This is a genomic window from Knoellia sp. 3-2P3, from assembly GCF_029223115.1.
In the GTDB taxonomy this organism is placed as follows: domain Bacteria; phylum Actinomycetota; class Actinomycetes; order Actinomycetales; family Dermatophilaceae; genus Pedococcus_A.
Window position 1 is genome coordinate 65,342 of sequence record NZ_JARGZE010000003.1, and the last position, 27,000, is coordinate 92,341.

Consider the following 27,000-nt stretch of genomic DNA (forward strand, 5'->3'; position numbering starts at 1 on the left):
GTTGCGTGCGGGTGACGGGATCGGCGGGAGGGTTCACGCGGTGTTCACCCGCGGGCCACGGAGGCCAGCGCGTCGGGCGCCTGCGCGGTTGCCGCCCGGGTCTCGCGGCGCTGGGCCAGCCCCGAGACGACCGCCAGGCCGACGCCGAGCACGGCGAGGGCAGCGCCCACCCGGGAGGGCCACTCGTAGCCGAGCCCGCCAGCGAGCACGACCGAGCCGAGCCAGGCTCCGAGGGCGTTGGCGATGTTGAGGCTCGAGTGGTTGAGCGCGGCGGCCAGCGACTGGCCCTCGTGGGCGACGTCCATGAGCCGGGTCTGCAGCATCGGCACGAGGATGCTCGGAAGCAGGCCGAGCAGGAACACCATGGGGACCGCGAGCACCGGCTGGCGGGCCGCGAAACCGAAGACCGTCAGCATCACCGCGATGAGGCCGAGCGTGACGACGATGCCCCGCATGAGCCCGCGACGAGCGACCCGGCCCGACAGCATCGTGCCGACCGTCATGCCCACGCCGTAGACCGCCAGCACCACCGGGATGGCCGCGACCGGCAGCCCGGCGAGCTCGGTCATGGTCGGCGAGATGTAGGCGTAGGTGGCGAACATGCCGCCGAAGCCGACGGTGCCGATGCCGAGCGCGAGCCAGACCTGCGGCTTGTGGAGGGCGCGCAGCTCGGCCCGTACCGACTCCTCGCCGGTGACCGCCGTGAAGGGCACCCAGCGCCACACCGCGAGCACGGTGAGAAGCGCGATGACGCCGACCGCGGCATACGGCCACTGCCAGCCGAGGTCCTGGCCGAGCTTGGTGGTCAGCGGGACGCCCACGATGTTGGCCACCGTCAGACCGGTCAGCACCATCGCCACCGCCCAGGTGCGCTTGTGCAGGGGCACCAGCGACGCCGCGACGAGGGAGGCGATGCCGAAGTAGGCGCCGTGCGGCAGCCCGGCGGCGAAGCGGGCCGCCATGAGGGTGGGGTAGGTCGTCGCGAGGGCCGAGGCGACGTGGGCCACCGCGAAGGCCATCATGAGCCAGAGCAGCAGGTGCTTGCGGGGCAGCTTCGCGCCCAGCGCCGCCAGCAGCGGCGCCCCGACGACCACGCCCGCGGCATAGGCGGAGACGACGTGACCGGCGGTCGGGATGTCGATGCCCACGCCCGCGGCCACCTCGGGCAGCAGACCCATGGTGACGAACTCGGTGGTGCCGATGGCGAAGCCACCGGTGGCCAGCGCGAGCAGGGCCAGTCGGGGGTGCGCGCTCACGCGCGGTCCGCGAAGAACAGCCCGGGGCCCTCGACGGTGACGCGGACCCGGTCACCGACAGTGGCCGCGGGCCCGGTGGTGCGCACCAGCAGCCGCACCCCCGCGGACTCCTCGAGCAGCACGGCGACGGTGGCGTCGTGCCCGTGGAACGAGACCGTCTCGACCTGCGCGGGCACCCCCGCACCGGTGTCGCCGCGGTGCAGCCGCAGCTGCTCGGGGCGCAGCGCCAGCACTCCGGACGAGCCGGTGGCTGCCGCATGCCGTTCGGCCGGCACCGCGACGACGTCACCGAGCACCGTGTGCGCCGCCGTGCCCTCGAGCCGCGCGGGCAGCTCGACGAGCTGGCCGACGAACCGGGCGACCCCGAGGTCGACCGGGCCGGTGTAGACCTGCTCGGGCGAGGCGTGCATGCGCACCACGCCGTCGTCCATCACGGCGACGGTGTCGGCCATCGAGAGCGCCTCGTCCTGGTCGTGGGTGACCAGCACGGCCGTGGCGCCGGTCGCCGACAGCGCGGTGCGCACGTCGGCACGGACGGACCCGCGCAGCCCGGCGTCGAGCGCGGAGAACGGCTCGTCGAGCAGGACCAGCCGCGGGTTCGGGGCGAGGGCCCGGGCCAGGGCGACCCGCTGCTGCTGGCCGCCGGACAGCTCGTCGGGCCGGCGCTTGGCGTAGCCGGCCAGGCCGACGAGCTCGAGCACCTCGGCGACGCGCCTGCTGCCGCGTCGCTGGTCGCGTGCCAGGCCGAAGGCGACGTTGCCGGCGACGTCGAGGTGCGGGAAGAGCGAGCCCTCCTGGGGCACGAGCGAGACGCCTCGGCGCTCGGGCGGCACGTCGGTGCCCGGGCCGAAGAGCACCTGGTTGTCGACCATCACGGTGCCGGAGTCGGGCCGGACGAAGCCGGCCACGGCCCGCAGCAGGGTCGTCTTGCCACAGCCCGAGGGGCCGAGCACCGCGGTGAGGGTGCCCTCCGGCACGTCGAGGTCGACCCCCCGCAGGACGGTGGTGTCGCCGAACGAGGCGTGCAGGTCACGGATGGTCAGCGCGCTCATGACACGTCCGCCTCTCCGACGCGCTGCGATCTCATGAGGGCAAGCGTAGGCAGCACCGCGAGCACGACGAGAGCCAGCCCGTAGGGTGCCGCCGCGCCGTAGGCGGCCACGCCGGTCTCGGTCCAGAGGCTGGTGGCCAGGGTGTCGGCGCCGGTGGGCCGCAGCAGCAGCGTGGCCGGCAGCTCCTTCATGCAGGTGAGCAGCACGAGGGCGGCGCCCGCGCCGATGCCCGGTGCCGCCAGCGGCAGGGTCACCCGCCGCAGGACCTGCCACGGCGTGCTGCCCAGGCTGCGGGCCGCCTCCTCGGTGCGCACCGGGCTCATCGCCACCGCCGACCGCACGGCCCCGATGGCCGCGGGGACGAACAGCACGGCATACGCGAGCACGAGCAGCGGGGTGCGCTGGTAGATGGGCTGGGCCACCCGCGCCCCGAAGAACACGAGGGCGAGCGCGACCACGATGCCCGGCAGCGCGTGGCCGGCGAAGGAGGCGTGCTCGATGAGGGCGGTGCTGCGGCCGCGGTGGCGCGCCGCCAGGACGCCGACGGGGATCGCCAGGGCGGTGCAGAACACCGCGCCGAGCAGGGCGAACCAGAAGGTGTTGAGCGCGCTCGCCACCAGGTCGGGTACGTCGACGCCGGCCGACAGGCCGGTGGCGAACCAGTAGAGGAGCGACGCGATGGGGAAGACGAGCGCGACCGCGACGACCACCCCGGCGAGGGCGGCGGCCGGCCAGCGCAGGCGACCCAGCCCGACGACGTGCGGGCGGCGCGACACTCCCCCGCCGACGCGCGCGTGCTCGGTGCCACGCCGGGTCCGCGCCTCCGCCACGGTGATGGCGACGGTGATGATGACCAGGAGGAGGGACAGCACGGCGGCGGGGGTGCGGTCGAAGCTCGAGCGGTAGGACGCGTGGATGACGCGGGTGAACGCGTCGAAGCGCAGCAGCGACGGGGCCCCGAAGTCGCTGAGCGCGTAGAGCGCGACGAGCAGCGCTCCGGAGGCCGCGGCGGGGCGCAGCTGCCGCGCCGTCACCGACCAGAAGGTGTTCCACGGCGAGCGGCCGAGCGAGCGGGCCACCTCCTCCACGGACGGGTCGATGCGGCGCATCGCGGCCGCGACGGGCAGGTAGACGTAGGGGTAGCAGCACGCGGTGAGCACCAGCACTGTGCCGCCGAAGCCGCTGACCGAGGGGAAGGCAGAGATCCAGGCGAAGGCCGCGACGTAGCTGGGGATCGCCAGTGGCAGGGCGGCCGTCACGGCCAGGAGGCGGCGTCCCGGCAGGTTGGTGCGGGTGGCCAGGATCGCCAGGCCGACCCCGACGGCGAGGCTGAGCGCAGTGACCGTGCCGGCCAGGGCGAGGCTGCGCAGCACCAGGGTCAGGGTCCGCTCCCGGACCACGATGTCCCAGACCCGCTCGAGACCGGCCTCGCCGGCACGCACCAGCAGGTAGCCGATCGGCAGCAGCGCCACCAGCGCGGTGACGAGGCCCGGGGCCAGCAGCATCCAGGGCGCCCGCCGCCCGCGCACGCCCGAGCGGACCCCCGTCCGCGCCAACGGGTCGGGGGCCCGTTCGGTCAGCAGGTCGGCGCTCAGGTGAGCCCCACCTCGTCGAGCAGGGCGAGGGTCTGCTCGAGGGAGTCGAGCGAGTTCAGGTCGACGCTGCTGCGCTTGAGCTCCGACAGCGGCGGGATGTCGTGCTTCGTGGACTCGACACCGGCCACCACCGGGTACTCGGCCGTCTCGTCGGCGAAGTACTGCTGGCCGTCCTTGGAGAGCAGGTAGTCGACGGCCTTGGTGGCGGCAGTCTTCTGGTTGGTGCCCTTGAGGATCCCGACCCCGGCGACGTTGACGAGCGCACCGGGGTCGTCCGAGTTCAGGAAGTGGATCCTGGCCTTCACGGCGTCGGGGCCCTTCTCGGCCACCCGCTCGTACCAGTAGTAGTGGTTGATGAGGCCGAGCCCGACCTGTCCGGAGTCGACGGCGTCGAGCACGAGGATGTTGTTGTCGTAGGCCTTGGGCTCGTTGGCCTTGAAGTCCTCCAGCCACTTCTTCGCGCCGTCCTCGCCCTTGGCGACCCGCAGCGCCGTGACGAAGGACTGGAAGGAGGCGTTGGTGGGCGCGTAGCCGATCTTGCCCTTGTACTTCGGGTCGAGCACGGCGTCGACGGTCGTCATGTCGGTGACCTCGGGAGCCTGCGCCGGGTTGTAGGCGATGACCCGGGCCCGTGCGGAGGTGGCGACCCAGTGGTTGTTCGGGTCGGCGAAGCCGTCGAACACCGTGCCCGTCGTGGCGGCGTCGAGCGTCTCGAGCCGGTCGTTCTTGCCGAGCGCGCCGAGGGCGCCTGCGTCCTGCGAGAAGAACAGGTCGGCCTTGGTGTTCTCGCCCTCCTCGAGGAGCTGCGCGGCGAGCTCGCTGGAGCTGCCGTAGCGCACCTGCACGACGGCGCCGGTGGCGTCCTTGAGCTTCTCCAGCACCGGGGCGACGAGGTTCTCGTTGCGGCCGGAGTAGATCACCAGCGCGTCGTCGGACAGCGGCTCCTCGCCGTCCTGGCCGCAGGCGGTCAGCCCGAGGGCCAGGAGGGCGGCGCTGGCGACCGCGGTGGCACGACGGCCCGCCGCGCGGGAGAAGGAGAAGGGGGAAGGCATGGCGTCACGATATTAGGCAAGGCTTACCTTCTCAAAATCGCTGTCCCCGGCCGGCGCCGATGGCCCAGAACGACCCACCTTGCCCACCCCCCACCGCACCGCGCCGTCGGAGCTCGACTACCGCCGCACGGCGACCCGGCCCGCCTTCTGCGACCTGCCGCACGCGGTGCGCGAGCGCCTCGCCGCGCTGGCCGGCGGCGCCGTTGCGGTGGCCGAACCGCCGGTGACGAGCGGCTTCACCGGCGCGTATGCCGGCCGGCTCGTCCTCACGGACGGCCGGGCGGTCTTCGCGAAGGCTGCGGACCCGTCGGCGCTGCACGCCCGCGTGGCCATCGAGCGCGAGTCGACGATCCTGGGGCGCCTCGACGGCCGAGCCAACGCTCCCCGCCTGCTCGGCTCGGCCGGGGTGGGCGCCTGGCGTCTGATCGTCATGGAGGCGCTCGACGGGGACATGCCCGGTATGCCGTGGACCCCGGCCGCCGCCGACGCCGTCCACGAGGCGTGCCTCACGGCGGCCGCGGTGGCCCCCGACGTGGTCGCGCAGCTCACCGACGACCGGCTGGCCGACAACCTCGGCTCCGACCCCACCGCGCTGCTGGCCCCTGCGGGACCTCGCCGACGGCACGGACCCGTGGCCGGGCTGGCTGCCGCCGCTGGCGCGGGCGCGCCGGGCCGACCTGGCCCTGCTAGCGGGGAACGCCGCCACCGCCCTGGTGGGCGACCGGGTCGTGCACGGCGACCTCCGGTCCGACAACCTGCTGCTCGACCGCGGCGGCAGGGCACGCATGGTCGACTGGAACTGGGTCTCCCGCGGGCCGGCCTGGGTGGACTTCGTCGGGTTGTGGCCCCTGATTGCCCACCACGGCCTCGACGTCGAGACGTGGCTGGGATCACCGCTGCTGGAGGGCGTGGACGCCGACGACGTCGATGCCTTCCTGGCCGCGATCACCGGCCTCATGGTGGCCACGTCGCGAGGTGACGACTCCACCGCCGCCCTCGCAGTCCTGCGCGCCCACCAGCGCTTCACCGCGCACACGTTCCTGACGCTGCTGCTCAGGCGGCGCGGCTGGGCCTGAGTACCTCCGCGGCTGGGCCTGAGCACCTCCGCGGCTGGGCCCGAGCGCCCCGCGGCCGGCGGGCAGGTAGCGTGCCCGCCATGGCGCGATCACGTCTGGGACAACAGCTCGCCCGCCTGCTCGGCAGGGCCGCCCACGACGGCGCCCGCGGGTGGCTGCGTACACGCACGACGGCCCCCGCCGGTCGAGCTGCGACGCCCGGCGCCTACCCCGGAGACTTCGAGGGCGTGCCCGACATGACCTACGCCCCCGCCCACGACGGCGACCCCGACCCCGGCGAGGTCGTCTGGACCTGGGTGCCGTTCGAGGAGGACCACAGCAGGGGCAAGGACCGGCCCGTGCTGGTCATCGGCCACGACGGCGACTGGCTGCTCGCCCTCATGCTGACCAGCCGGGACCACGACCGCGACGCAGCCCAGGAGGCCCGCTGGGGTCGCCACTGGGTCGACATCGGCTCCGGGCCGTGGGACCGGCAGGGCCGGCCGAGCGAGGCCCGCGTCGACCGCGTCCTGCGCGTCGACCCGGCGCGAGTACGTCGAGAGGGCGCGGTGCTGTCGAGCCGGCGGTTCGCCGAGGTCGCTGCGGCGGTGCGTGGCCGCCACTGACACGGACACGGCCTCGGGCCTGCCCCGATCCGGTCAGCCTCGCCAATAGGGTTCCGCGCATGGCTGAGAAGAGGTTGGGGGGCCGGCTTGCCGTCCTCGTGCTGGATGGCCTGCGACGGGCCCTGGGTCTACCGCCCTCCTACCCGGGGGACTTCACGGACACGCCGGAGGTGGCCTACGCGCCGCGGACTGACGGGCGACCCGACCCGGGCGAGGTCGTGTGGGCACATGTGCCCTTCGAGGAGGACCACCGCCGTGGCAAGGACCGGCCCGTGCTGCTCATCGGGCGCGACGGCAGGTGGCTGCTCGGTCTGATGCTCACGAGCCAGAACCGTCGACCAGACCCCGGCCGCAAGGCGCCTCGCGCTCCACGGTGGGTCGAGATCGGGACCGGCCCTTGGGACCGGTCGCAGCGACAGAGCACGGTGCGCGTCGACCGCATCATCCGCATCCACCCGCGCACCGTGCGCCGCGAGGGGGCGATCCTCGACCGGGCCCGCTTCGAGCAGGTGGCTGCGGCGGTGCGGGCCGCCCACCGAACCCCCGCTGCCAGGAGGTAGGCATGCGACAGGGCCCGTCACCGCGATGCGGTGACGGGCCCTGTCGATGGTTCAGGTGGCGCCTCTCGTCAGAGGGAGGCGGCCTTCTTCGCCATGGCCGACTTCTTGTTGGCGGCCTGGTTCTTGTGGATGACGCCCTTGCTCACGGCCTTGTCGAGCTTGGTCGAGGCGACCTTGAGCGCGTCCTTCGCCTTGTCAGCGTCGCCCGCCGCGGCGGCCTCGCGGAACTTGCGGATCCAGGTCTTGAGCTCGCTCTTGACGGCCTTGTTGCGCTCGGTCGCCACGCGGTTGGTCTTGATCCGCTTCAGCTGGGACTTGATGTTTGCCACAGTGGTTCTTTCTGGTTGGTCGGTTGGTTGCCGTTAGAGGGCGGCAGACGCGGCTCGGGACCGGGCGTGGGGCACCCGTGGTTGAACCGCGCTGGGTGGTGCTGCATGCGCGCACGACCTAGGCGCGCACGCGAGGGCCAAATCTACCAGCGGCGCAGGCCGGGGCACAAAACGCGGGTGCCGCGTGACCCTCACCGTCGGGGGCCGCCCTGCCGCTCCCGGGTGATGGTCAGGATCGCGCGCTCCACGGCATACACGGGGTCACGCCCACCACCCTTGACCTCGAAGTCGGCGGCGGCGACCGCCTGGATCGACCGCCCGAGCGCCTCGGCGTCCCAGCCGCTGAGGGCGCGCCGGGCCTTGTCGACCTGCCAGGGGGCCATGCCGAGGTCGCGGGCGACGTCGGCCGAGCGGCCCCGGCCCGCGTGCCCGACCCGGACCAGCTGGCGCAGCTGCTGGGCCAGGACGGCCACGATCGGCACCGGGTCGACGCCGGTGGCGATGGCGTGTCGCAGCAGGCGCAGCGCCTCCCCCGTGTTGCCGGCGACCGCGGCGTCGGCGACCCGGAAGCCGGTGGCCTCGACCTTGCCCCCGTGGTACTTCTCCACGAGCGCCTCGTCGATGACGCCGGTGGTGTCGGAGATCAGCTGCTGGCAGGCGGCGGACAGCTCGCGCAAGTCCTTGCCGACCGCCTCGATGAGGGCTCGCACCGCGTCCGGCGTCGCGCGCCGGCGGGCCGCACGGAACTCGTTGGCGGCGAAGTCGCTCTTGTCGCGGTCGGACTTGACGGCGGGGCAGTCGATGACGCGGGCCCCACCCTTCTTCAGGGTGTCGAGCACCTTCTTGCCGCGCTGGCCGGACTTGTGGGTGACCACGAGGGTGATGTCGGGCTCGGGGGCGGCGAGGAAGGCCAGCAGGTCGGACTGCAGCTCGTCGGACGCCTCGTCGAGGTCCTGCACGACGACCGCCTTCTCGCCGCCGAACAGCGACGGGCTGGTGTGCACGACCAGGGACCCCGGCTCATAGCCGGCCGCCTCGAGGCGGACCACCTCGATGTCGGGGACGGTGACCCTCACCTCGCTGAGGATCGAGCTCAGCGCGCGCTCGGCGAGGATGCCCTCTGGCCCGGTGATCAGGACCAGCGGCGGGACGGTGCGCTGGGGGGTGGTGGTCACGGCGCACAGCCTGCCACGCCGTGGTGACAGGCCGATGCCGAGGGCGGAGTCAGTCGAAGGACATCCGCGCGGCGCCGGAAGCCTCCAGGCCCAGGCCACGCAGGCGGGCCGCGACCACGTCCTCGGGCAGCTCGAGGCTCTCGGCGAGCTCCTCGAGCGTCAGGCCCAGCTCCACGCCGTCGCGCAGCTCCTCGTCGGCGTCCGCCGTCCACGAGTGGCCCTGGGTGACCGCGGTGCGGGAGGAGGCAACCGGTGGCGGTGCCGACGCGACAGGCCTCGGGTCCGCCCCCGGGCGGGGGTGCTCGGCGCCGTCGCCCATCGTCGTGCCGGCCACCGCGCCCGTCACCCCACGCAGGGCGGGCTCGTGCACCGTCACCGGTTCGGGCGCGGTCTCGTCGAGGCGGCGCAGCGCGCCGAGCACCCGCTCGCGGTCGGTGGTCGGCCAGAAGGGGGGCAGCGAGCGCTGGAGGAACCCGGCATACCGCGCCGTCATCATGCGGGAGTCGAGGAAGGCGACGACGCCGCGGTCGTCGGCCCGGCGGATCAGCCGTCCCGCGCCCTGGGCGAGCCGCAGCGCGGCGTGGGTCGCCGAGACGGCCATGAAGCCGTTGCCGCCCATGCGCGCGATCGCCTGCGAGCGCGCCGACGCCAGCGGGTCGTCGGGCCGCGGGAACGGGATGCGGTCGATGATGACGAGCTGGCAGGCCGAGCCGGGCACGTCGACGCCCTGCCACAGGGTGAGCGTGCCGAACAGGCAGGTCTTCGGGTCGCGCGCGAACTGGCGCACCAGCGTGGTGATCTGGTCCTCACCCTGGCACAGGAAGCCGATGTCGCCGTCGAAGCGCTCGCGCATCGCCTCGGTGGCGTCGCGGGCGGCGCGCATCGAGGAGAACAGCCCCAGCGCCCGGCCCCCGGCGGCGCGGACGAGCGCCTCGATCTCGTCGAGGGTCTGCTCGCTGATGCCGTCGCGTCCCGGTGGCGGCAGGTGCTGGGCGACGTAGGCGATGGCCTGCTTGGGGTAGTCGAACGGGCTGCCGACGTCGAGGCCGCGCCAGTCGGGAGCGCCGTCACCGCGCAGGCCGAGCGTGCCCGCGACGGCGTCGAAGGTGCCGCCGAGCTCGAGGGTGGCCGAGGTCATCACGACGGTGCGGTCGCCGAACACCTTGTCGCGCAACAGCATCGCCACGCTCATGGGCGCCACCCGCAGCACCGTCCCGCGTCGCGGGTCGCGGTTCACCCACACGACGTCGAGCTCGCGCCGCTCCAGGATGCGGGCGCTGTTCTCGTACACCTCGTCGATGGCCGCCCGCGCGACCTGCCGGGTGCCGTCGGACTCCTCCCCCGGCTTGGGCTTCAGCTCGCTCTGCACCTGGCGCGCCGTGTCGCGCACTCGGGAGAGCGCCAGCTCGAGGGCGTCGGGCACTGCGGTCAGCCGGCCCTCCGGCAGCTCGTCGAGCACGCCCTGGAGGAACACCGCGGCGTCGTCGACGGCCTCGGTCGACTCCGCGAGCCGGGAGGCGCGCTTGGCCGCGCCCATCACCAGGTTCGCGGTGATCTCGTCGGTCACCGTCGAGGTCACCCGGTCGACCAGCTCGTGGGCCTCGTCGACGACGAGCACCTTGTGCTCGGGCAGCATCTGGCGGCCCTCGAAGGAGTCGATCGCCATGAACGAGTGGTTGGTGACGACGACGTCGACCTCCTTGGCGGCCTCGCGCGAGCGCTCGACGAAGCACTCGGCCACCATCGGGCACTTGCCGCCCAGGCACTCGTGGGCGCTCACCGACACCTGCCGCCAGGCCCGCTCGCTGACCCCGGGCACGAGCTCGTCGCGGTCCCCGGACTCGGTGGTCTCGGCCCACTCGCGCAGGCGCACCACCTCGGCGCCGAGCCGGCTGGCCTGCTGGTCGACCTGGCCGACGTCGAACAGACCGGACTCGTCGTCGGGGAAGCCGCCCTCGAGCTTGTGGGCGCACAGGTAGTTGCGCCGGCCCTTGACCAGGCCGTAGGTCGGGCGCCGGCCGAGCAGCGGCGCCAGCGCGTCGGCCAGCCGGGGCATGTCGCGGTCGACGATCTGGGCCTGCAGGGCGAGAGTCGCCGTCGCCACCACGGCGGGCTTCCCGGCCTCCATGGCGTGCTGCACGGCCGGGATGAGGTAGGCCAGCGACTTGCCGGTGCCCGTGCCGGCCTGCACGAGCAGGTGCTCGTCCTTGGCGATGGCGTCGGCGACGGCGTGCGCCATCTGCACCTGGCCGGGGCGCTCCACTCCCCCGACCCCCTGGACGGCAGCGTGCAGCAGGTCGTCGAGGGAAGGCATGGGGCAAGGGTATGCCGTGGCGCGGGCCGCGCGGTCAGGTGCCGCCGTGCGGCTGGAGCGGCTTCCCGTCGAGCCGCCGCGTCATGATGACGTCGTCGCGGTCGTCGCCCGGCGCGACCCGGATCGCGCCGGGGACCCGGCCGACCTCGGTGTAGCCGCAGCGGGCGTAGAAGCCGCCCACCCCGGTGCCGCTGCGGTAGTCGAGCGTGACCATCTCGATGCCCTCGGTCTCGCGGGCCACCCGGTGCAGGCCGGCCATGAGCAGCCGTCCGAGGTTGCGCCCCTGCAGGGCGGGGTCGACCATCACGCGGTAGAGCCACAGTGCGTGCGCGAGCAGTGGCGTCGGGGAGGCGACCCACCAGCCGAGCCCGACGAGACGGCCCGCCGGGTCGCGCAGCTGGCCCAGCACAGCTTGGTCGTCGGCCAGCTGGGCCTCGTGGCGGGCCAGCGCGTCGTCGACCTCGTCGCGGGTCGCACCGGAGCGGAAGCCGACAGCCCCACCGGCGTCGTTGACGCGGCACCACAGGTCGAGCACCTCGTCGCGGTCGGGCACCTCGGGCACGTGGGAGAGCCGGTGCATCCGGGGCGCCTCGAGCACCACGGACGGTTCTTCGTCCGGCAGGTCGTCCGGGTGCCGCATGCTGCCGGCGCGGAACAGCCCGGCCCGCTCGGCGGTGCGCAGCGACGCCTGGTGACCGGGACGCACGACGGCCCGCACCGGCACACCCGGGAGCCACTCGGTGGCGAGCGCCACCGCCTCGCGGGCGGCCTCCCGGGCGTAGCCGCGGCCCTGCGCCTCGTGCCTGAAGCGGTAGTAGAGGTTGAGGTAACCCTCCGCGTGCCGGAGCCCGGCCATGCCGACCGGCTCACCGGTGGCCAGGTCCTCGACCACCCAGTAGCCGAAGCCGTGCTCGTCCCAGTGGCGCACGAAGCGCTCGAAGACGTCGCGGTTCTCGGCCTCGCCGTGCATCGCCTGCGGCGCATGGGTGTAGAGACGCGCGTCGGTGTGCAGCGCCACGTGAAAGGGCAGGTCGGCCGGCACCGGGCGGCGCAGCCTCAGCCGGGGTGTGGTGGTCTCGAAGAGGTTCGCGGGCAGCACGGCGGCAACGCTAGCGGCGCACCCCGACACCGGGTCGGGATGCGCCGCTGACGCACGGCTCAGGCGGGGTAGGCCGTGAGCTCGGCGGCGAGGTCGGGGTGCACCCGGGCCTGCACGCGGGTGCCGTCGGTGGTGTGCTCCGCTCCGAGGACCTCGCCCTCGTCGTGGAGCCGGCTGACGAGGTCGCCGCGCTCGTAGGGCAGCAGCACGTCGACGTCGATCGTCGGGCGCGGCAGCTCGTCGGCGATGAGGTCGCGCAGCTCCGCGATGCCTCGGCCGGTGCGGGCCGAGACCACGATGCAGTGCTTCTCGTGGCGGCGGAGCCGGTCGAGCACCTCGGGATCGGCCGCGTCGGCCTTGTTGACGACGATGACCTCCTTGACACCGGCGGCGTCGACGTCGGCGAGGACGCCTCGCACGGCAGTGATCTGGCCCTCGGGGTCAGGGTGCGACCCGTCCACGACGTGCAGCACCAGGTCGGCGTCGGCGACCTCCTCCAGCGTCGAGCGGAAGGCCTCGACGAGCTGGGTCGGCAGCTGGCGCACGAAGCCCACCGTGTCGGCCAGAGTGTAGAGCCGGCCGTCGGGCGTCTCGGCGCGCCGGACCGTCGGGTCGAGGGTGGCGAAGAGCTGGTTCTCGACGAGCACGCCCGCCCCGGTGAGGCGGTTCAGGAGCGAGGACTTGCCGGCGTTGGTGTAGCCGGCGATGGCCACACTCGGCACGGCGTTGGCCTTGCGGCCGGCCCGCTTGGTGTCACGGCCGGTCTTCATCTCCTTGATCTCGCGGCGGAGCTTGGCCATGCGCTGGTTGATGCGCCGGCGGTCGAGCTCGATCTTGGTCTCACCCGGACCACGCGAACCCATGCCCTGGCCGCCCGCCGCCTGGCCACCGGCCTGGCGCGACATCGACTCACCCCAGCCGCGCAGGCGCGGGAGGAGGTACTGCAGCTGGGCGAGCTCGACCTGGGCCTTGCCCTCCTTGGACTTCGCGTGCTGGGCGAAGATGTCGAGGATCAGGGCGGTGCGGTCGATCACCTTGACCTTGACGACGTCCTCGAGCGCACGTCGCTGGCTGGGGGTCAGCTCGGTGTCGCAGATGACCGTGTCCGCGCCCTCGGCGATGACGATGTCGCGCAGCTCCTCGGCCTTGCCGGCGCCGAGGTAGGTACCGGTGTCGGGCTTCGAGCGACGCTGAACCAGGCCTGCGAGGACGGTCGAGCCGGCCGTCTCGGCCAGCGCCGCGAGCTCGCGCATCGAGTTGTCGGCGTCCTCCGCGGTCCCGTCGGTCCAGACGGCGGCGAGCACGACGCGCTCGAGGCGGAGCTGCCGGTACTCGACCTCGGTGATGTCCTCGAGCTCGGTCGACAGACCGGCGACGCGGCGCAGGGCCGCGCGCTCCTCACGGTCGAACTGGTCGCCGTCGTATCCGTTGTCGCCGTCGAGCTCGGTGTCGAACAGGGCCTCGTCGGCCAGGGCCTCGGCCCGCTGGTTGAAGAGTTCAGTGCGTGAAGTCATATCCCCTCTAGGTTCTCACCAGATGAACGGGTCGGGCGACTCGTTTATGCCCCCGCTCGCTAGCGTGTGGGCTGATGAGCCAGAGCGACCACTACTTCACCGCGCAGCCCGGGAGCCCCAGCGAGCAGCGGGCGCTGACCGTGCGTCTCGCCGGCCGTGAGGTCACCGTCCGCACGGCCCCGGGCATCTTCAGCCCGGACGGGCTCGACAAGGGCACCGCGGTGCTGCTGCGCGAGGTGCCGGAGCCCCCCGCCACCGGGGACCTGCTCGACCTCGGCTGCGGTTGGGGCCCGGTGGCGCTCACCCTGGCGCTGCGCTCCCCCGCCGCCCGGGTCTGGGCGGTCGACGTCAACGAGCGCTCCCTCGCGCTGACCGCGGCGAACACACGCTCGCTGGGTGCGGACGGCGTCCGAGCCGTGCGGCCCGAGGACGTGCCGGACGACGTCCGGTTCGCGGCCATCTGGTCCAACCCGCCGATTCGGGTCGGCAAGGCCGCCCTCCACGAGATGCTGCTGCACTGGCTGCCGCGGCTGGAAGCGGGCGGCACGGCATACCTCGTGGTGCAGAAGAACCTCGGGTCGGACTCCCTGCAGCGCTGGCTCGCCGAGCACCTGCCGGCGGGCGAGTTCAGCGTCTCCCGCCACGCCTCGGACAAGGGCTTCCGGGTCCTGGCGGTCACACGAGGTTCGTGACGCCGTCGGCGACGAGCGTCGCCGGCCCGGCCAGCTCGACCTCCTGGCCCGGCAGCGCCGTGACGCGCAGGCGTCCGCCGGGAACATCGACGGTCCACACGTCGGGCGCGCCCTCCCCGGCCCAGAACCTCGTCGCCAGCGCCGCCGCGCAGGCGCCGGTGCCGCAGGAGCGGGTCTCGCCCACCCCCCGCTCGTGCACGCGCATGCTGATGTGGCCCAAGCCGTGCGGGCGGACGAACTCGACGTTGGTGCCCTGCGGTGGCGCGGGGTTCACGACCGGCGCCCGGGTGAGGTCGAGGCTGTCGAGGTCGATGCTCTCCGGCAGCGCGACGACCGTGTGGGGGTTGCCGAGGTCGAGGCTGACGGCCGAGAAGGGCTCGCGGCCGTCGAGGTGCACCAGGGCGTCGACGCCGTCGTCGCCGGCGTCGACCGGGTCGGCGAAACGCCACGGCCCGAGGTTCACGGCGATGAGGCCGTCGGGCTCGAAGCGCACGCGCTTGACGCCGGCCCGTGTCGCGATGGAGAACTCGGCGGCGGTCTCGAGGCCCTCACGCCGCAGGTAGGCCGCGAAGACCCGCGACCCGTTGCCGCACATCTCGGCGGCGCTGCCGTCGGCGTTGCGATAGTCCATGAACCAGGTCGCCTCACCCGCCTGCGCCAGCACGGCGTCCTCCGCTGCCATCGCCGTGGGCACGACGCGGATCACGCCGTCGCCACCGATGCCCGCACGGCGGTCGGCCAGCAGGGCGACCTGGCTGGGCATGAGGTCATGGGTGCCGTCGAGGTCGGGCACGATGACGAAGTCGTTCTCGGTGCCGTGCCCCTTGGTGAAGGCCAGTGCGTCAGCCATGCCGGTCATTGTCCCTGATCGCCTGACGAACGAGGTGCACGGCTCGCGCGACGGCGTCGTCGTCGCGCGGGTCGAGCCACGTCACGCGCGGGTCGGGCCGGAACCACGACTCCTGCCGCCGGGCCAGCCGTCGGGTCAGGGCGGCGGTCTGCTGCTGGGCCTCGGTCTCGGTCAGGTCGCCGTCCAGCTGCGCCAGCACCTGCGCGTAGCCTATCGCTCTGGAGGCGGTGCGTCCCTCGCGCAGGCCGCACCCCTCCAGCCCGCGGACCTCCTCGACCAGGCCCTCCTGCCACATGCGCCGCACCCGCGCCTCGATCCGCTCGTCGAGCACCTCCCGCGGCACGGCCAGCCCCAGGGTCACCGTGGGCCGCAGGTACTCGCGGCTCGGCATGGTCGCCGAGAAGGGGCGTCCCGTCAGCTCGATGACCTCGAGGGCCCGCACGATGCGGCGGGTGTTGTTCGCCTCGATCGACGACGCCGCGGTGGGGTCCGCCTCGCGCAGGCGCCCGAGCATCGCGGGAGTGCCGAGCTCGGCTGCCTCCTGCTCCAGCCGGCGCCGCACGTCGGGATCGGTGGGAGGGATCTCGAGGCGGTCCAGCGCCGCCCGCACGTAGAGCCCGGAGCCCCCCACGACGAGCGGGTGCAGTCCCCGGTCGGTGATGTCGGCGAGGTCGGCGCGCGCGGCCTGCTGGTAGGCCGCGACGCTCGCCTCCTCGGTCACCTCGAGCACGTCGAGCTGGTGGTGCGGTATGCCGCGTCGCTGGCTCACGGGGAGCTTGGCGGTGCCGATGTCCATGCCGCGGTAGAGCTGCGACGCGTCCGCGTTCACGACCTCGCCGCCGAGCGCCTCCGCGAGGTGGAGCGCGAGGTCGGACTTGCCGGTGGCGGTGGGGCCGACGACGGCGACGACGGCCGGCTGCGCACCGTGGGCGGGTTCGGTCATCTCCCTACAGGTCGTGCTCGTCGGGGGCGTCGTGCCCGAAGGGGTCGGGGTCGACGCCCGGCATCCAGCTGTGGCCGGGCTTGCCCCAGCCGTTGCGCTTGACCGCCTTCTTCGCCTTCCGGCCCCACTTCTCGCCCAGGCGGTCGACGTAGAGGAAGCCGTTGAGGTGGTCGTACTCGTGCTGCATGCAGCGGGCGAACCAGCCGGTGGCCTCGAAGGCGACCTCGTTGCCGACGACGTCGTAGCCGCTGACGCTGGCGCGGTCGCCGCGCTTGAGCGGGAAGCTCTCCCCCGGCACCGAGAGGCAGCCCTCCACCTCCTCGTGCGGGTCGGGCTCCTCCTGCGCCGGCTTCGACGAGCTCACGTACGGGTTGATGATGACGCCGCGCGCGGGAACGTCGTCGGAGTTCTCCATCTGCCAGGTGAAGATGCGCAGTCCCACGCCGATCTGCGGCGCAGCCAGACCGACCCCGTAGGCGGCGTCCATCGTCTCGAACATGTCCGCCACCAGGGCCCTGAGCTCGTCGTCGAAGGACTCCACCGGCAGGGCGCGCTGGTGCAGGACGGGCTCTCCGGTGATCACGATGGGGCGCACGGTCATGGCGGGCAGTCTCCCAGACGCTCCGGTCGCGGACTCCAGCAGGCTGCGGCAGGGTGAAGGGGTCCGCGGAACACCTGCGGTCGACACATCCCACCAGCGAAGGAGATCCGCCATGGGCATGTTCGACGAGATCAAGGACAAGGTGGCCGACCTCGCCGGCCAGCACGGGGACAAGGTCGAGGAGCACAGCGACACCGGTCTCGACCGCGCCGAGGAGATGGCCGGTGAGCGGTTCGGCGAGCAGCACGCCGAGCACATCGGTCAGGGCCGCGACATCCTCGACGAGCGCATCGGTGAAGGTGGCGGCGACGAGGGGCAGCAGCCCGTCTGACCCACCCATCGACAGGAGCGCCGGACCCGATCGGGTCCGGCGCTCCTGTCGTGAGGCAGTGCCTTGGCTCAGCTGCTGGCGCAGGCCGGGACCGAGGCGGGCGACGTGGCGGGGCGCCCCACGCCCGGCATGCCGAGGGAGACGGCCGGCTTGCCCGGCACGGGCGCGTCCTGCAGGGCCTGCCAGGCATCGCCACCGGCGGTGCGGCGCACGGCATACGGTCCGCCGCTCAGGGCGGCGTCGGCGACGAGGTGGTGGGGCGCGCCGTAGGTGACACCGACCGTGACCAGGTCGCCCGGTCGAGGGCGCTCGGCGCCCTCGGGGACGGCGAAGTGCACGAGCCGGTTGTCGCGGGCGCGACCGGAGAGGCGCTGGGTCTCGGTGTCCTTGCGGCCCTCACCGGTGGCGACGAGCACCTCGATCTCGCGGCCCTCGATCGTGCGGTTCTCGGCCCAGGAGATCTCCTCCTGCACCTCGATGAGGCGGTCGTAGCGCTCCTGGACGACGGCCTTGGGCACCTGGTGGTCCATCGTCGCCGCCGGGGTGCCGGGACGGATGGAGTACTGGAAGGTGAAGGCGCTGGAGAAGCGGGACCGGCGCACCACCTCGAGGGTCTGCTCGAAGTCCTCGTCGGTCTCGCCGGGGAAGCCCACGATGATGTCGGTGGTGATGGCGGCGTCGGGGATCTGCTCGCGGACCCGGTCGATGATGCCGAGGAACTTGGCGCTGCGGTAGGACCGGCGCATCTCCTTGAGCACCCGGTCGGAGCCGGACTGCAGCGGCATGTGCAGGCTCGGCATGACGTTGGGGGTCTCGGCCATCGCGGTGATGACGTCGTCGGTGAACGCGGCCGGGTGCGGGCTGGTGAAGCGAACGCGCTCGAGGCCCTCGATCTCGCCGCAGGCGCGCAGCAGCTTGCCGAACGCGAGCCGGTCGCCGAACTCGACCCCGTAGGTGTTGACGTTCTGGCCCAGCAGGGTGACCTCGACGACGCCCTGGTCGACCAGCGCCTGCACCTCGGCCAGGATGTCGCCGGGTCGCCGGTCGGCCTCCTTGCCGCGCAGGCTGGGGACGATGCAGAACGTGCAGGTGTTGTTGCAGCCCACCGAGATCGAGACCCAGCCGCTGTAGGCGGAGTCGCGACGGGTCGGCAGCGTGCTCGGGAAGACCTCGAGGCTCTCGAGGATCTCGACCTGGGCCTCGCGGTTGTGCCGGGCACGGTCGAGCAGCGCCGGCAGGCTGCCGATGTTGTGGGTGCCGAAGACGACGTCGACCCACGGCGCGCGCTTCACGATCGTGGCTCGGTCCTTCTGGGCCATGCAGCCCCCCACGGCGATCTGCATGTCGGGGTTGCGGGTCTTGGCAGGACGGAGCTGGCCGAGGTTGCCGTAGAGCTTGTTGTCGGCGTTCTCCCGCACCGCGCAGGTGTTGAAGACCACGACGTCGGCGGCCTCGGGCCGCTCCCCCGCCGGCACGCTGTTGAGGTCGACGTAGCCGGCCGTCTCGAGGAGCCCTGCGAGTCGCTCCGAGTCGTGCACGTTCATCTGGCACCCGTGGGTGCGCACGTCGTAGGTCTTCTGCGTCGTCTGTGTGGTCATCGCACGGACAAGGGTACGTGCTGCGCACGACCGGGTATGCCGCGTGGCCGCGGCGGTTTGACAACGGCGCTGGCGTGCCGCACTATTTAGTTGAACCTTCAAACATCACCTCTTCGACACCCAGAGACGAGATACCCATGGCCCTGTTCTCCCGCAAGAAGTCCGCTCCCTCCCCGGTCGCCGCCCCGGCAGCCCCGGCGTCGCGCACCGCGACCGCCGTGCTCGACCGCCACGCCTTCGACGAGGCCACCCAGGCCGTCCAGGACATCGCCGGCGACTACGTGATCGACGCCAGCCACACCCGCATCGGCTTCTCGGCCCGCCACGCGATGGTCACCACCGTGCGTGGCCAGTTCGACGAGTTCGAGGGCACAGCCCACATCGACACGGCGAACCCCGCCGCCTCCAGCGTCTCCGTCAGCATCAAGGCGGCCAGCGTCACCACGGGCAACGAGCAGCGTGACGGCCACCTCAGGACGCCGGACTTCTTCGACGTCGACAACCACGAGACGATCACCTTCGTCTCCACCGCCGTCTCCCGCCAGGGCTCCGAGTGGACCATCACCGGCGACCTCACCATCAACGGCGCCAGCCGCCCGGTCACTGTGGTGTTCGAGGAGACGGGTTCGGCCAAGGACCCCTACGGCAACCTCCGCGTCGGGTTCGAGGGCGGCACCACCATCAACCGCACCGACTGGGGCCTGAGCTTCAACGCGGCGCTCGAGACCGGCGGTGTGCTGGTGAGCGAGAAGGTCAAGCTCGAGTTCGACATCTCGGCGATCGCCCAGTCGGCCTGAGCTGACCGCGCCCAGCCCCGGCCTGACCCCGGGCCTCCCCACCCTGCCCCTGGCAGCCGCCCCTCGCGGGGGCTGCCAGGGGCAGGCCTGTCTCGCGACGCTGTACTCCCGACTCGGGGGCCGGTGTCAGCGGGCGCGGAGGTCGGCGACCAGCGGGGGCGTGGCCACCACCAGGAGCACCAGTGCGGGGGCGATGAGCACCGGGAAGCCCAGCGCGAGGTAACCGGCTGCCCCCGCGACTCCGCCGACGAAGAAGAGGGCGACGAGCCCTGCCAACGTCCCCAGCCTGCCGAGGTCCGCCTGCACCGGCGCCTGCCCGGGCATGCGGCTGCGGTAGGCGGCCTTGCCCAGCTCGATCCCGATGTCGGTGACCATCCCTGTGACGTGGGTGGTGCGGATCTGGGCCGCGGAGATCTTGGTGATGATGGCGTTCTGCAGGCCCATGGTGAAGCAGAGCACCGCCACGAAGACGAGGTCGCGGTGCCGCCACGTGAGCAGGTCGGCCAGTCCCCCGAAGGCCAGGATGAGCAGCGCCTCGAGCACCAGCACATTGGCGAACCGGGCCTCGTGGTGCCTGCGGCGCCCCCAGTTGAAGAGCAGCGCACAGGCCATGGCGCCGAGGACGAAGCAGGTGATGGCTTCGAGGCCGACGGCGACCAGCCGCATCGAACCGAGGACCAGGTGGTCGGCCACCGAGGCCGTGAGGCCGGTCATGTGCGAGGTGTAGACCGAGACGGCGACGAAGCCGACCGAGTTGAGGGCGCCGGCGATGAAGGCCAGCAGATTGGCCAGGTGGCGGTTGCGACGCGGCGTCCGCGTGGCGCCGGCGACGGCGCGCAGACGGCCGGCCAGCCTCGCGAGGCGTGGCTGGGGCTGCGGTGGGGGCACGCCGGCGAGGCTACCGGCGCCGGTGGCGTGGGCAGCTGCCCGCTCGGTCGGTGGCCGCCACGCTCCGAGCAGGGCGGCCACCCGAGCGCAGGCTCAGCAGGGCATCTTGCCCATCAGGGTGGTGCGGGCGTAGGCGCCCGAGGTGACACCGGCGCACGTGATGTACCCGTAGAACTGGTCCGTCCACGTGGTCGTCGACCCCTTGCCGCCGACGAGGAAGGGCCGACCCTGGGTGAGGCGGATGGTCCCCGGCGAGACGTACGAGGTGGTGACGTAGCCGTCGACAGCGATGCTGATCGAGCCTGCCTGGCGGCTGCAGACGACCTCGTGCCAGGCCCCGTTGGCCAGGCCGGTTCGCGTGGACTTCACCATCAGGTAGCCGCCGGTGCCCTTGAGCACGCAGATCGCCGTGCCGCCGTTGACCGGCTGGAGCGCGATCTTGTACTGGCCGGCGTCGTTGCCCATGCCGCCCTGGATGACGTTGGGGTTGGACCCGGCGGCCACCTTGGAGGTGGCGAACACTGCACCGAACGCGAACTCGAGGTCGCCCGGGCTGAAGGTCGAGCCGCTGACGGTGCCGTAGGCCGGGGCGGAGTTGAAGCTCACGTAGCCGCTGCCTCGACCCCAGCCTCCCTTCATGGTGAGGTTCTGTGCGTCCCCGTCGAGGTCGTCGACCTTGCTGCTGCCGGTGGGGACGCTGAACCCCCACAGTGCCGACGGGCTGGTGGCTGCCTGCGCCTGTGGAGCCGCCACCACCGCCGCGGGCACCAGTGCCGCCACGATCGTCGCCGCGGCAGCGGTCAACTTCTTCACCTTCGTGCTCATTGCTGTTCCCCTCGTGTGTCCGGGATGGCAAAGGGCCCTCGTCCGTCCACGCTTCCGCGGCGTCCCCGTCGCCGCAGGCCCCTCTGACCCAAGCCACGATAGGTAGGACCGCGACGGTGCACGTCCCCCTTTCTGCGTAGTGGCCCTGGGCCAGATAGCGGGCGCCTGCACGTCGGCGGGGGGCACTGCGTCCGTCCGCGCCCGCCCGAGGGCGTCGTCAGTCGCGCTGGTGCTCGGGGGCGTCGGCGATGGCCTCGCGGATCACGGCGAAGGCCATCGACGACGGGTAGCCCTTGCGGGCGAGCATGCCTGCGAGCCGCCGGGTCTGGACGGCGGCGTCGAGGCCGTGCAGCGTCCTGAGCTTCTTCTCGACCAGGGCGCGCGCTCGCTCCCGCTCCTCCTCCGGGTCGATCTCGGCGAGGGTGGCCTGCGCCGTCTCCGGGTCGACACCCTTCGTGCGCAGCTCGCGGGCGAGGGCTCGCGCGGCCAGCCCCCGGCCAGCCTGTTGGGACCGCACGAGCATCGCCGCGTAGGCCCCGTCGTCGACGAGGCCGACCTCGGCCATCCGGTCGAGCACGGCCTCGGCCACGTCGTCGGGGCAGTTGCGCTGGCGGAGCTTGTCCCTCAGCTGCTGGCGGCTCCTCGGCGCCATGGCGAGCTGGCGGAGCACGATCTGCCGCGCCACGTCGTAGGGGTCCGGTTCGTCGTCTCGCCCCTGGAGGTCCTGTTCGGGATCCGGTGGCGTGGCGCGGCGACGGCGGCGCCTGGCCGGCCCGGCCGACCCCGGCGCGGTGCCTTCGGGAGGGTCGGACGTCGCGGCCAGGGCAGCCTCGAGGGCAGCCCTGGCCGCGTCCTGTCGCTCGCTCATGGAGGTGGTCCGTGGCGCGGGGTCGATCAGAAGTCGACCGGGACCTCGGCCACCGGCTCAGCCGGCTTGTCGACCTGCGGGCCGATGCCGAGCTTCTCCTTGATCTTCTTCTCGATCTCGTCTGCGAGGTCGGGGTTGTCCTTGAGGAACGTGCGGGCGTTCTCCTTGCCCTGCCCGAGCTGGTCTCCCTCGTAGGTGTACCAGGCGCCGGCCTTGCGGACGAAGCCGTGCTCCACGCCCATGTCGATCAGGCCACCCTCGCGGGAGATGCCATGCCCGTAGAGGATGTCGAACTCGGCCTGCTTGAAGGGCGGGGAGACCTTGTTCTTGACGACCTTGACGCGGGTGCGGTTGCCGACCGGCTCGCTGCCGTCCTTGAGGGTCTCGATGCGGCGCACGTCGAGGCGGACCGACGCGTAGAACTTCAGCGCCTTGCCACCCGTGGTGGTCTCGGGCGAGCCGAACATCACGCCGATCTTCTCGCGCAGCTGGTTGATGAAGATCGCGGTCGTGCCGGTGGTGTTCAGCGCACCGGTGAGCTTGCGCAGGGCCTGGGACATCAGGCGGGCCTGCAGGCCGACGTGGCTGTCTCCCATCTCGCCCTCGATCTCGGCGCGCGGCACCAGGGCGGCAACGGAGTCGATGACGATGATGTCGAGGGCGCCCGAGCGGATCAGCATGTCGGCGATCTCGAGGGCCTGTTCACCGGTGTCGGGCTGGCTCACCAGGAGCGAGTCGGTGTCGACGCCCAGCTTCTTGGCGTACTCGGGGTCGAGGGCGTGCTCGGCGTCGATGAACGCGGCGATGCCGCCCTTGCGCTGGGCGTTGGCCACGGCGTGCAGCGCCACGGTCGTCTTGCCGGAGGACTCCGGGCCGTAGATCTCGACGACGCGGCCGCGCGGCAGGCCGCCGATGCCGAGGGCGACGTCGAGGGAGATCGACCCGGTGGGGATGACCTCGATGGGCGGGCGGATGTCGTCGCCGAGCCGCATCACGGCACCCTTGCCGTGGTTCTTCTCGATCTGGCCCATCGTGGTCTCGAGGGCCTTGAGCTTCATGTCCTGGCTGTTGCCTGCGTTGGAGGCGGCCTGGTTCGGGCGAGCCATCGCCACACCTGCTTTCTGTTCGTCGAGTCGGGCGCGCCTGCCTTCGACCCGCACCAGTTCGTGTCGTCGATCTGCTGTCGGGTCAGACGCTAGGAGCCAGCACCGACAGCCGAACCAGCGCCGACCAAAGCGGTGGACGGTGTGACTGCGGAAGTGCTCCTGTGGACGAATCTAGCCGAACACGTGTTCGAAGTCTGCAGGCGCGCCGCGACACGCCGCAGGAGTGCCTCAGCGGCCTGCGCGCCGCATCGGCGTGTGCGGGATGCCGTCCTCGACGAAGCCCCGGCCGCTGGGTTCGAAGCCGAAGCGCAGGTACCAGTCGACGAGGTGGGACTGCGCGTCGAGCGCCACCTCGCGCTCCCCCGCGACCTGCAGCGCACGCTCCACCAGCGCGGCGGCCAGCCCCTCGCCCCGGTGCGCCTCCCGCGTGGCCACGCGGCCGATGCGCAGGCGGCTCCCGTCGTCGAGCAGCCTCAGCGTCGCCACCGGCTCGCCGCCCCGCTCGACCCACAGGTGCCGGGTGAGCGGCTCGGTGTCACGGCCGTCGAGGTCGAGGTAGGGGCAGTCCTGCTCGACCACGAAGACCTCCGAGCGCAGGGCCCACAGCCGGTATGCCGTGTCCGACGGCAGCTCGGCGAAGGTCGCCACCCGCACCTCGTGGGTCACCTCACCAGCCATGCGTCCCCGGGCCTCCCTTGAAGGGGCCGACGACCTTGGAGGTGACCCAGCCGCCGTAGAACCCGCCCGGCTGGGGCACGACCCGCTCCTCGTCGACGAAGCAGGCGTCGACGAGCGCGGGCATGACCGCGAGGTAGCCGGCGATGGGCAGGAAGGGCGCGGTCGGCTGCGGGTACCACCAGACCGCCCGTCGCGCGACGGCGTCACCGGAGACGAGGTCGCCGTAGGCAGCCTCGCCCTTCCACTCGCACACCGTCGACCCGGGCACCGGGCGCACCGAGCCCGGCAGGAAGCCGTGGGGCGGCAGGTAGTAGGTGGGCGGGTGGCTCGTCTCGAGCACCCGGTAACCCTCGGTGGTCTCGGCGACGACCCGCCCTCCGAGCACGACCCGCAGGCGGGCGGTGGTGCGCTCGAGCCGCGGGGGCCTCGGGTAGTCCCACACCGACTCCTGGCCCGGGCCGGGGACGAGGGGCTGGGGTCGACTCACCCCGCCAGCCTAGGCGGCCCGCGAGGCGCCCACGCCCGGGGCCGTCACGGCATACCGCCCTGTTGTGACCGTCGCCGCACGGCGACGGTCACGAGAGGAGCAGCTTCTCCAGCCGCCGGGCGGTGCCGACCACGCCGAGCCCACCGAGCGCCACGAGGTAGAGGACGTGCCACAGGACGCCGGGGTCGACCTCCCCGAGCATGAGCGCCCGCTCGAGCGCGACGCCGTGGTAGAGCGGCGTCGCCTGCACGAGCCACTGCAGCGAGGGCGGGTAGGTGGACAGCGGGAAGAAGGTGGCCGAGAAGAGGAACATCGGCTGGATGGCCAGCGTGATGTAGTCGAAGTCGACCCAGGAGCGCATGAACGTGGTGGCGAACATGCCCACGGCGGCGAACGCGAAGCCGATGAAGACCGCGGCCGGCAGGGCCAGCAGGGCCCACCACGACTGCACCGCCCCGGCCAGCAGGGCGACGAGCAGGAACAGGGCCGAGTAGATGCCGCCGCGCATCAGCGACCAGGAGATCTCGCCGACGGCGATGTCGCGCGGCCCCATCGGCGTGGCCAGCACCGAGTCGTAGAGCCGGGCGTAGCGCAGCTTGAAGAAGACGTTGAACGTCGAGTCCATGACCGCGCCGTTCATCGCCGAGGCGGCCAGCAGGGCCGGGGCGACGAACTGGAGGTAGCCGACCTCGGCGCCGCTGTCGGTGACCACGGTCTGCACGAGCGCGCCGATGCCCACGCCGATGGAGAAGAGGTAGAACACCGGCTCGGCGAACCCGGTGACGAGCGCGATCCACCCGTGCCGGAACGAGGTGATGTTGCGCTCGACGAGCATGCGGGCCAGGCCGGCACCGGCCGGCATGGGCAGGAGCCGGGCCAGACGGGAGGCGGCCCTCGGCGCGGTGGTGGTGGCGCTCACGTGACCAGCCTCCGGGTGAAGGAGCGGACGGCCAGCACCCAGCCGACTGCGACGAAGGTGGCGAGGACGAGCAGGTGCAGGGCGAGCCACAGCCAGTCGACCTGTCCGGTGGCGACCATGCGGCTGGACTCCACGCCGTGCCACAGCGGGGTGCACCAGGCGACGGGCTGCATCCAGAGCGGAAGCTGGTCGACCGGGAAGAACGTGCCGGAGAACAGCATCAGCGGCGTCACCACCCAGCGGAACAGGATGTTGAACCCGTTGTCGCCCTCCTGGCGGGCGGTGAAGGCGAAGATCGGCACGGTGAAGGCCATGCCGGTGAGCACCGCGATCGGCAGCGACAGCAGCGCCCACCACGACGAGAACCCGCCGAAGAGCGCCGCGACGCCCATGAAGATCGCCGTGGCGACGGTCAGGTGGCCCACGACCGAGAGCAGGTGGCCGACGAGGATGTCGCGCACGCCCAGCGGCGTCGCCAGCATCGCGTGGTAGCCCATGTTCCACTTGATGTAGCCGAGCACCTGGTAGGTGGACTCCCCCATGGCCACCCACATCGCCTGGGTCGCGACGATGGCGGGGACGACGAACTGCAGGTAGGGCGTGCCGCCCACACCGCCGGCGCGGTCGTCGACGAGCGCGCCGAGGCCGAGGCCCATGGACAGCAGGAAGAACAGCGGCGACAGGAAGCGCCCGATGATGCTGCCGCGCCACGTGCGCCTGTAGACGGTCAGGAGGTACTCGAAGACCGCGCCCCAGCGCTCCGAGCCGCCCATCGGCTGCCGGACACCGTGCTGGGCCCGGTCGCCGGGAAGCGGCGCGGGCTGCGCAGCCGTGGTTGCCGACGTCATCAGTCCACCAGCGTCCGGCCGGTCAGGTGGAGGAAGACGTCCTCGAGGGTCGAGCGCCGCACGAGCGACGACAGCGGCGCGATGCCGCGCGAGTGCACCACCGCGGCGGCCTCGTCGCCGTCGTCGGTGTAGACCAGCAGGCGGTCGGGCAGCACCTCGACCCGCTTGCCGACGCCGGTGACCTGCTCGGCGTGGTCCTTGTGGTCCTCGGCGTCGAAGCGCAGCTCGAGCACCTCGCGGGTGGAGTACTCCTCGATGAGCTGCCGGGGCGAGCCCTCGGCGACGATCTTGCCGTGGTCCATGACGACCAGCCGGTCGCAGAGCTGCTCCGCCTCGTCCATGTAGTGGGTCGTCAGCACGAGCGTGACACCCGAGCGCTTGAGCCGGAACAGCCTGTCCCACAACACGTGTCGCGCCTGCGGGTCGAGTCCGGTGGTCGGCTCGTCGAGCAGGAGGATCTCGGGAGAGTTGATCAGCGAGCGGGCGATCGTGAGGCGCCGCTTCATGCCACCGGAAAGCGGGTCGACCTTGTCCCGGGCCCGCTCGGTCAGCTGGGCGAAGTCGAGCAGCTCGGCAGCCCGCGACCGGACCTCCTTGCGCGACAGCCCGAAGTAGCGACCGTAGATCCAGAGGTTCTCCTCGACGGTGAGCTCCTCGTCGAGGGTGTCGCGCTGGGGCACCACGCCGAGGCGCGCGCGGATCGCCGGACCGTCGGTGGCCGGGTCGAGGCCGAAGAGCCGCAGCTCGCCGCCGGAGACCGGCGAGACGCATCCGACCATGCGCATCGTCGACGACTTGCCGGCGCCGTTGGGGCCGAGGAAGCCGAAGGCCTCCCCCTTCCGCACCGCGAAGTCGATGCCGTCGACGGCGGTGAAGTCGCCGAACGTCTTGGTCAGTCCCCTGGCGCTCAACAGGATGTCGTCCCCAGTCACAGGCGCCACG

General features: G+C 72.5%; 28 protein-coding genes and 1 pseudogene. 6 read left to right on the forward strand and 23 right to left on the reverse strand.

The window, feature by feature from the left end; all coding sequences use genetic code 11:
- Positions 1 to 44: 44 nt before the first annotated feature.
- From P0Y31_RS10465 to P0Y31_RS10485, 5 genes are all read right to left on the reverse strand, one after another.
- Positions 45 to 1,256, reverse strand: a complete 1,212-nt coding sequence (locus tag P0Y31_RS10465) for an MFS transporter (protein WP_275869111.1) — start codon at positions 1,254 to 1,256, stop codon at positions 45 to 47.
- Positions 1,253 to 2,308, reverse strand: coding sequence for an ABC transporter ATP-binding protein (locus tag P0Y31_RS10470; RefSeq protein WP_275869113.1), 1,056 nt, complete (start codon positions 2,306 to 2,308; stop codon positions 1,253 to 1,255). Before P0Y31_RS10470 ends, P0Y31_RS10465 begins: the two co-directional genes overlap by 4 nt.
- Positions 2,305 to 3,813, reverse strand: coding sequence for an iron ABC transporter permease (locus P0Y31_RS10475; RefSeq protein WP_275869116.1), 1,509 nt, complete (start codon positions 3,811 to 3,813; stop codon positions 2,305 to 2,307). The genes P0Y31_RS10470 and P0Y31_RS10475 overlap by 4 nt, the downstream gene beginning before the upstream one ends.
- Positions 3,814 to 3,899: 86 nt before the next feature.
- Positions 3,900 to 4,955: an extracellular solute-binding protein gene (locus tag P0Y31_RS10480; RefSeq protein WP_275869119.1), complete on the reverse strand. Its 1,056-nt coding sequence runs from the start codon at positions 4,953 to 4,955 to the stop codon at positions 3,900 to 3,902.
- A 117-nt stretch (positions 4,956 to 5,072) separates the two neighbouring features.
- A complete protein-coding gene (locus P0Y31_RS10485; RefSeq protein ID WP_275869122.1) occupies positions 5,073 to 5,504 on the reverse strand; it encodes a hypothetical protein in 432 nt (143 codons plus the stop codon).
- A 47-nt stretch (positions 5,505 to 5,551) separates the two neighbouring features.
- On the opposite strand from P0Y31_RS10485, the pseudogene P0Y31_RS10490 reads away from it, so the two are divergent.
- The 3 genes and pseudogenes from P0Y31_RS10490 to P0Y31_RS10500 form a co-directional block, all read left to right on the forward strand.
- A pseudogene (locus P0Y31_RS10490) lies at positions 5,552 to 6,031 on the forward strand (phosphotransferase); the annotation flags it as partial.
- An 80-nt stretch (positions 6,032 to 6,111) separates the two neighbouring features.
- On the forward strand, positions 6,112 to 6,636 hold the full coding sequence (locus P0Y31_RS10495) for a type II toxin-antitoxin system PemK/MazF family toxin (RefSeq protein WP_275808805.1): 525 nt from the start codon (positions 6,112 to 6,114) through the stop codon (positions 6,634 to 6,636).
- Positions 6,637 to 6,695: 59 nt separating this feature from the next.
- On the forward strand, positions 6,696 to 7,196 hold the full coding sequence (locus P0Y31_RS10500) for a type II toxin-antitoxin system PemK/MazF family toxin (RefSeq protein WP_275869125.1): 501 nt from the start codon (positions 6,696 to 6,698) through the stop codon (positions 7,194 to 7,196).
- Between the two features lie 68 nt (positions 7,197 to 7,264).
- Here P0Y31_RS10500 and rpsT read toward each other — a convergent pair whose 3' ends face one another.
- The 5 genes from rpsT to hflX form a co-directional block, all read right to left on the reverse strand.
- The gene (gene rpsT / locus P0Y31_RS10505; protein WP_275808811.1) at positions 7,265 to 7,525 is read right to left on the reverse strand and encodes a 30S ribosomal protein S20; all 261 of its coding nucleotides are present in this window, start codon (positions 7,523 to 7,525) and stop codon (positions 7,265 to 7,267) included.
- Between the two features lie 191 nt (positions 7,526 to 7,716).
- Positions 7,717 to 8,709 (reverse strand): DNA polymerase III subunit delta, encoded by a 993-nt coding sequence (holA, locus tag P0Y31_RS10510; protein ID WP_275869818.1) that lies wholly within the window; start codon positions 8,707 to 8,709, stop codon positions 7,717 to 7,719.
- A 40-nt stretch (positions 8,710 to 8,749) separates the two neighbouring features.
- Positions 8,750 to 11,014: an ATP-dependent DNA helicase gene (locus P0Y31_RS10515; protein WP_275869128.1), complete on the reverse strand. Its 2,265-nt coding sequence runs from the start codon at positions 11,012 to 11,014 to the stop codon at positions 8,750 to 8,752.
- Positions 11,015 to 11,048: 34 nt separating this feature from the next.
- The gene (locus P0Y31_RS10520) at positions 11,049 to 12,113 is read right to left on the reverse strand and encodes a GNAT family N-acetyltransferase (protein WP_275869130.1); all 1,065 of its coding nucleotides are present in this window, start codon (positions 12,111 to 12,113) and stop codon (positions 11,049 to 11,051) included.
- A gap of 59 nt (positions 12,114 to 12,172) precedes the next feature.
- Positions 12,173 to 13,627: a GTPase HflX gene (gene hflX / locus P0Y31_RS10525; protein WP_275869133.1), complete on the reverse strand. Its 1,455-nt coding sequence runs from the start codon at positions 13,625 to 13,627 to the stop codon at positions 12,173 to 12,175.
- Between the two features lie 74 nt (positions 13,628 to 13,701).
- Here hflX and P0Y31_RS10530 point away from each other — a divergent pair, with 74 nt between their 5' ends.
- Positions 13,702 to 14,319, forward strand: coding sequence for a methyltransferase (locus P0Y31_RS10530; protein ID WP_275869136.1), 618 nt, complete (start codon positions 13,702 to 13,704; stop codon positions 14,317 to 14,319).
- Here the strand turns inward: P0Y31_RS10530 and dapF are convergent.
- The 3 genes from dapF to def are packed head-to-tail and all read right to left on the reverse strand — an operon-like array spanning position 14,303 to position 16,713.
- The gene (gene dapF / locus P0Y31_RS10535; protein WP_275869138.1) at positions 14,303 to 15,169 is read right to left on the reverse strand and encodes a diaminopimelate epimerase; all 867 of its coding nucleotides are present in this window, start codon (positions 15,167 to 15,169) and stop codon (positions 14,303 to 14,305) included. The two genes, P0Y31_RS10530 and dapF, sit on opposite strands and share 17 nt — an antisense overlap.
- Positions 15,162 to 16,112 carry a tRNA (adenosine(37)-N6)-dimethylallyltransferase MiaA gene (gene miaA, locus P0Y31_RS10540; RefSeq protein WP_275869141.1) on the reverse strand — a complete coding sequence of 317 codons (951 nt, stop codon included), beginning with the start codon at positions 16,110 to 16,112 and terminating at the stop codon, positions 15,162 to 15,164. The genes dapF and miaA overlap by 8 nt, the downstream gene beginning before the upstream one ends.
- Positions 16,113 to 16,116: 4 nt before the next feature.
- Positions 16,117 to 16,713, reverse strand: a complete 597-nt coding sequence (def, locus tag P0Y31_RS10545; protein ID WP_275869144.1) for a peptide deformylase — start codon at positions 16,711 to 16,713, stop codon at positions 16,117 to 16,119.
- A gap of 112 nt (positions 16,714 to 16,825) precedes the next feature.
- Here def and P0Y31_RS10550 point away from each other — a divergent pair, with 112 nt between their 5' ends.
- A complete protein-coding gene (locus P0Y31_RS10550) occupies positions 16,826 to 17,044 on the forward strand; it encodes an antitoxin (protein WP_275808834.1) in 219 nt (72 codons plus the stop codon).
- 68 nt (positions 17,045 to 17,112) lie between these two features.
- Here P0Y31_RS10550 and miaB read toward each other — a convergent pair whose 3' ends face one another.
- Complete coding sequence (gene miaB / locus P0Y31_RS10555) at positions 17,113 to 18,642, reverse strand: tRNA (N6-isopentenyl adenosine(37)-C2)-methylthiotransferase MiaB (RefSeq protein WP_275869146.1); 1,530 nt, start codon at positions 18,640 to 18,642, stop codon at positions 17,113 to 17,115.
- A 137-nt stretch (positions 18,643 to 18,779) separates the two neighbouring features.
- On the opposite strand from miaB, the gene P0Y31_RS10560 reads away from it, so the two are divergent.
- Positions 18,780 to 19,439 carry a YceI family protein gene (locus P0Y31_RS10560; RefSeq protein WP_275869149.1) on the forward strand — a complete coding sequence of 220 codons (660 nt, stop codon included), beginning with the start codon at positions 18,780 to 18,782 and terminating at the stop codon, positions 19,437 to 19,439.
- A 126-nt stretch (positions 19,440 to 19,565) separates the two neighbouring features.
- Here the strand turns inward: P0Y31_RS10560 and P0Y31_RS10565 are convergent, their stop codons facing one another.
- From P0Y31_RS10565 to P0Y31_RS10605, 9 genes are all read right to left on the reverse strand, one after another.
- A complete protein-coding gene (locus P0Y31_RS10565) occupies positions 19,566 to 20,327 on the reverse strand; it encodes a YoaK family protein (protein WP_275869151.1) in 762 nt (253 codons plus the stop codon).
- A 93-nt stretch (positions 20,328 to 20,420) separates the two neighbouring features.
- Positions 20,421 to 21,152, reverse strand: a complete 732-nt coding sequence (locus P0Y31_RS10570; protein WP_275869154.1) for a LamG domain-containing protein — start codon at positions 21,150 to 21,152, stop codon at positions 20,421 to 20,423.
- 217 nt (positions 21,153 to 21,369) lie between these two features.
- The gene (locus P0Y31_RS10575; RefSeq protein ID WP_275869156.1) at positions 21,370 to 22,020 is read right to left on the reverse strand and encodes a regulatory protein RecX; all 651 of its coding nucleotides are present in this window, start codon (positions 22,018 to 22,020) and stop codon (positions 21,370 to 21,372) included.
- A 26-nt stretch (positions 22,021 to 22,046) separates the two neighbouring features.
- A complete protein-coding gene (gene recA, locus P0Y31_RS10580) occupies positions 22,047 to 23,078 on the reverse strand; it encodes a recombinase RecA (protein WP_275869820.1) in 1,032 nt (343 codons plus the stop codon).
- 276 nt (positions 23,079 to 23,354) lie between these two features.
- Positions 23,355 to 23,804: a GNAT family N-acetyltransferase gene (locus P0Y31_RS10585; RefSeq protein WP_275869158.1), complete on the reverse strand. Its 450-nt coding sequence runs from the start codon at positions 23,802 to 23,804 to the stop codon at positions 23,355 to 23,357.
- Positions 23,794 to 24,291, reverse strand: a complete 498-nt coding sequence (locus P0Y31_RS10590; RefSeq protein WP_275869161.1) for a DUF427 domain-containing protein — start codon at positions 24,289 to 24,291, stop codon at positions 23,794 to 23,796. The genes P0Y31_RS10585 and P0Y31_RS10590 overlap by 11 nt, the downstream gene beginning before the upstream one ends.
- Positions 24,292 to 24,379: 88 nt before the next feature.
- Positions 24,380 to 25,210: an ABC transporter permease gene (locus P0Y31_RS10595; protein WP_275869163.1), complete on the reverse strand. Its 831-nt coding sequence runs from the start codon at positions 25,208 to 25,210 to the stop codon at positions 24,380 to 24,382.
- Positions 25,207 to 26,058, reverse strand: coding sequence for an ABC transporter permease (locus P0Y31_RS10600; protein ID WP_275869165.1), 852 nt, complete (start codon positions 26,056 to 26,058; stop codon positions 25,207 to 25,209). The genes P0Y31_RS10595 and P0Y31_RS10600 overlap by 4 nt, the downstream gene beginning before the upstream one ends.
- Positions 26,058 to 26,990 carry an ABC transporter ATP-binding protein gene (locus P0Y31_RS10605; protein ID WP_275808852.1) on the reverse strand — a complete coding sequence of 311 codons (933 nt, stop codon included), beginning with the start codon at positions 26,988 to 26,990 and terminating at the stop codon, positions 26,058 to 26,060. The genes P0Y31_RS10600 and P0Y31_RS10605 overlap by 1 nt, the downstream gene beginning before the upstream one ends.
- Positions 26,991 to 27,000: the final 10 nt, after the last annotated feature.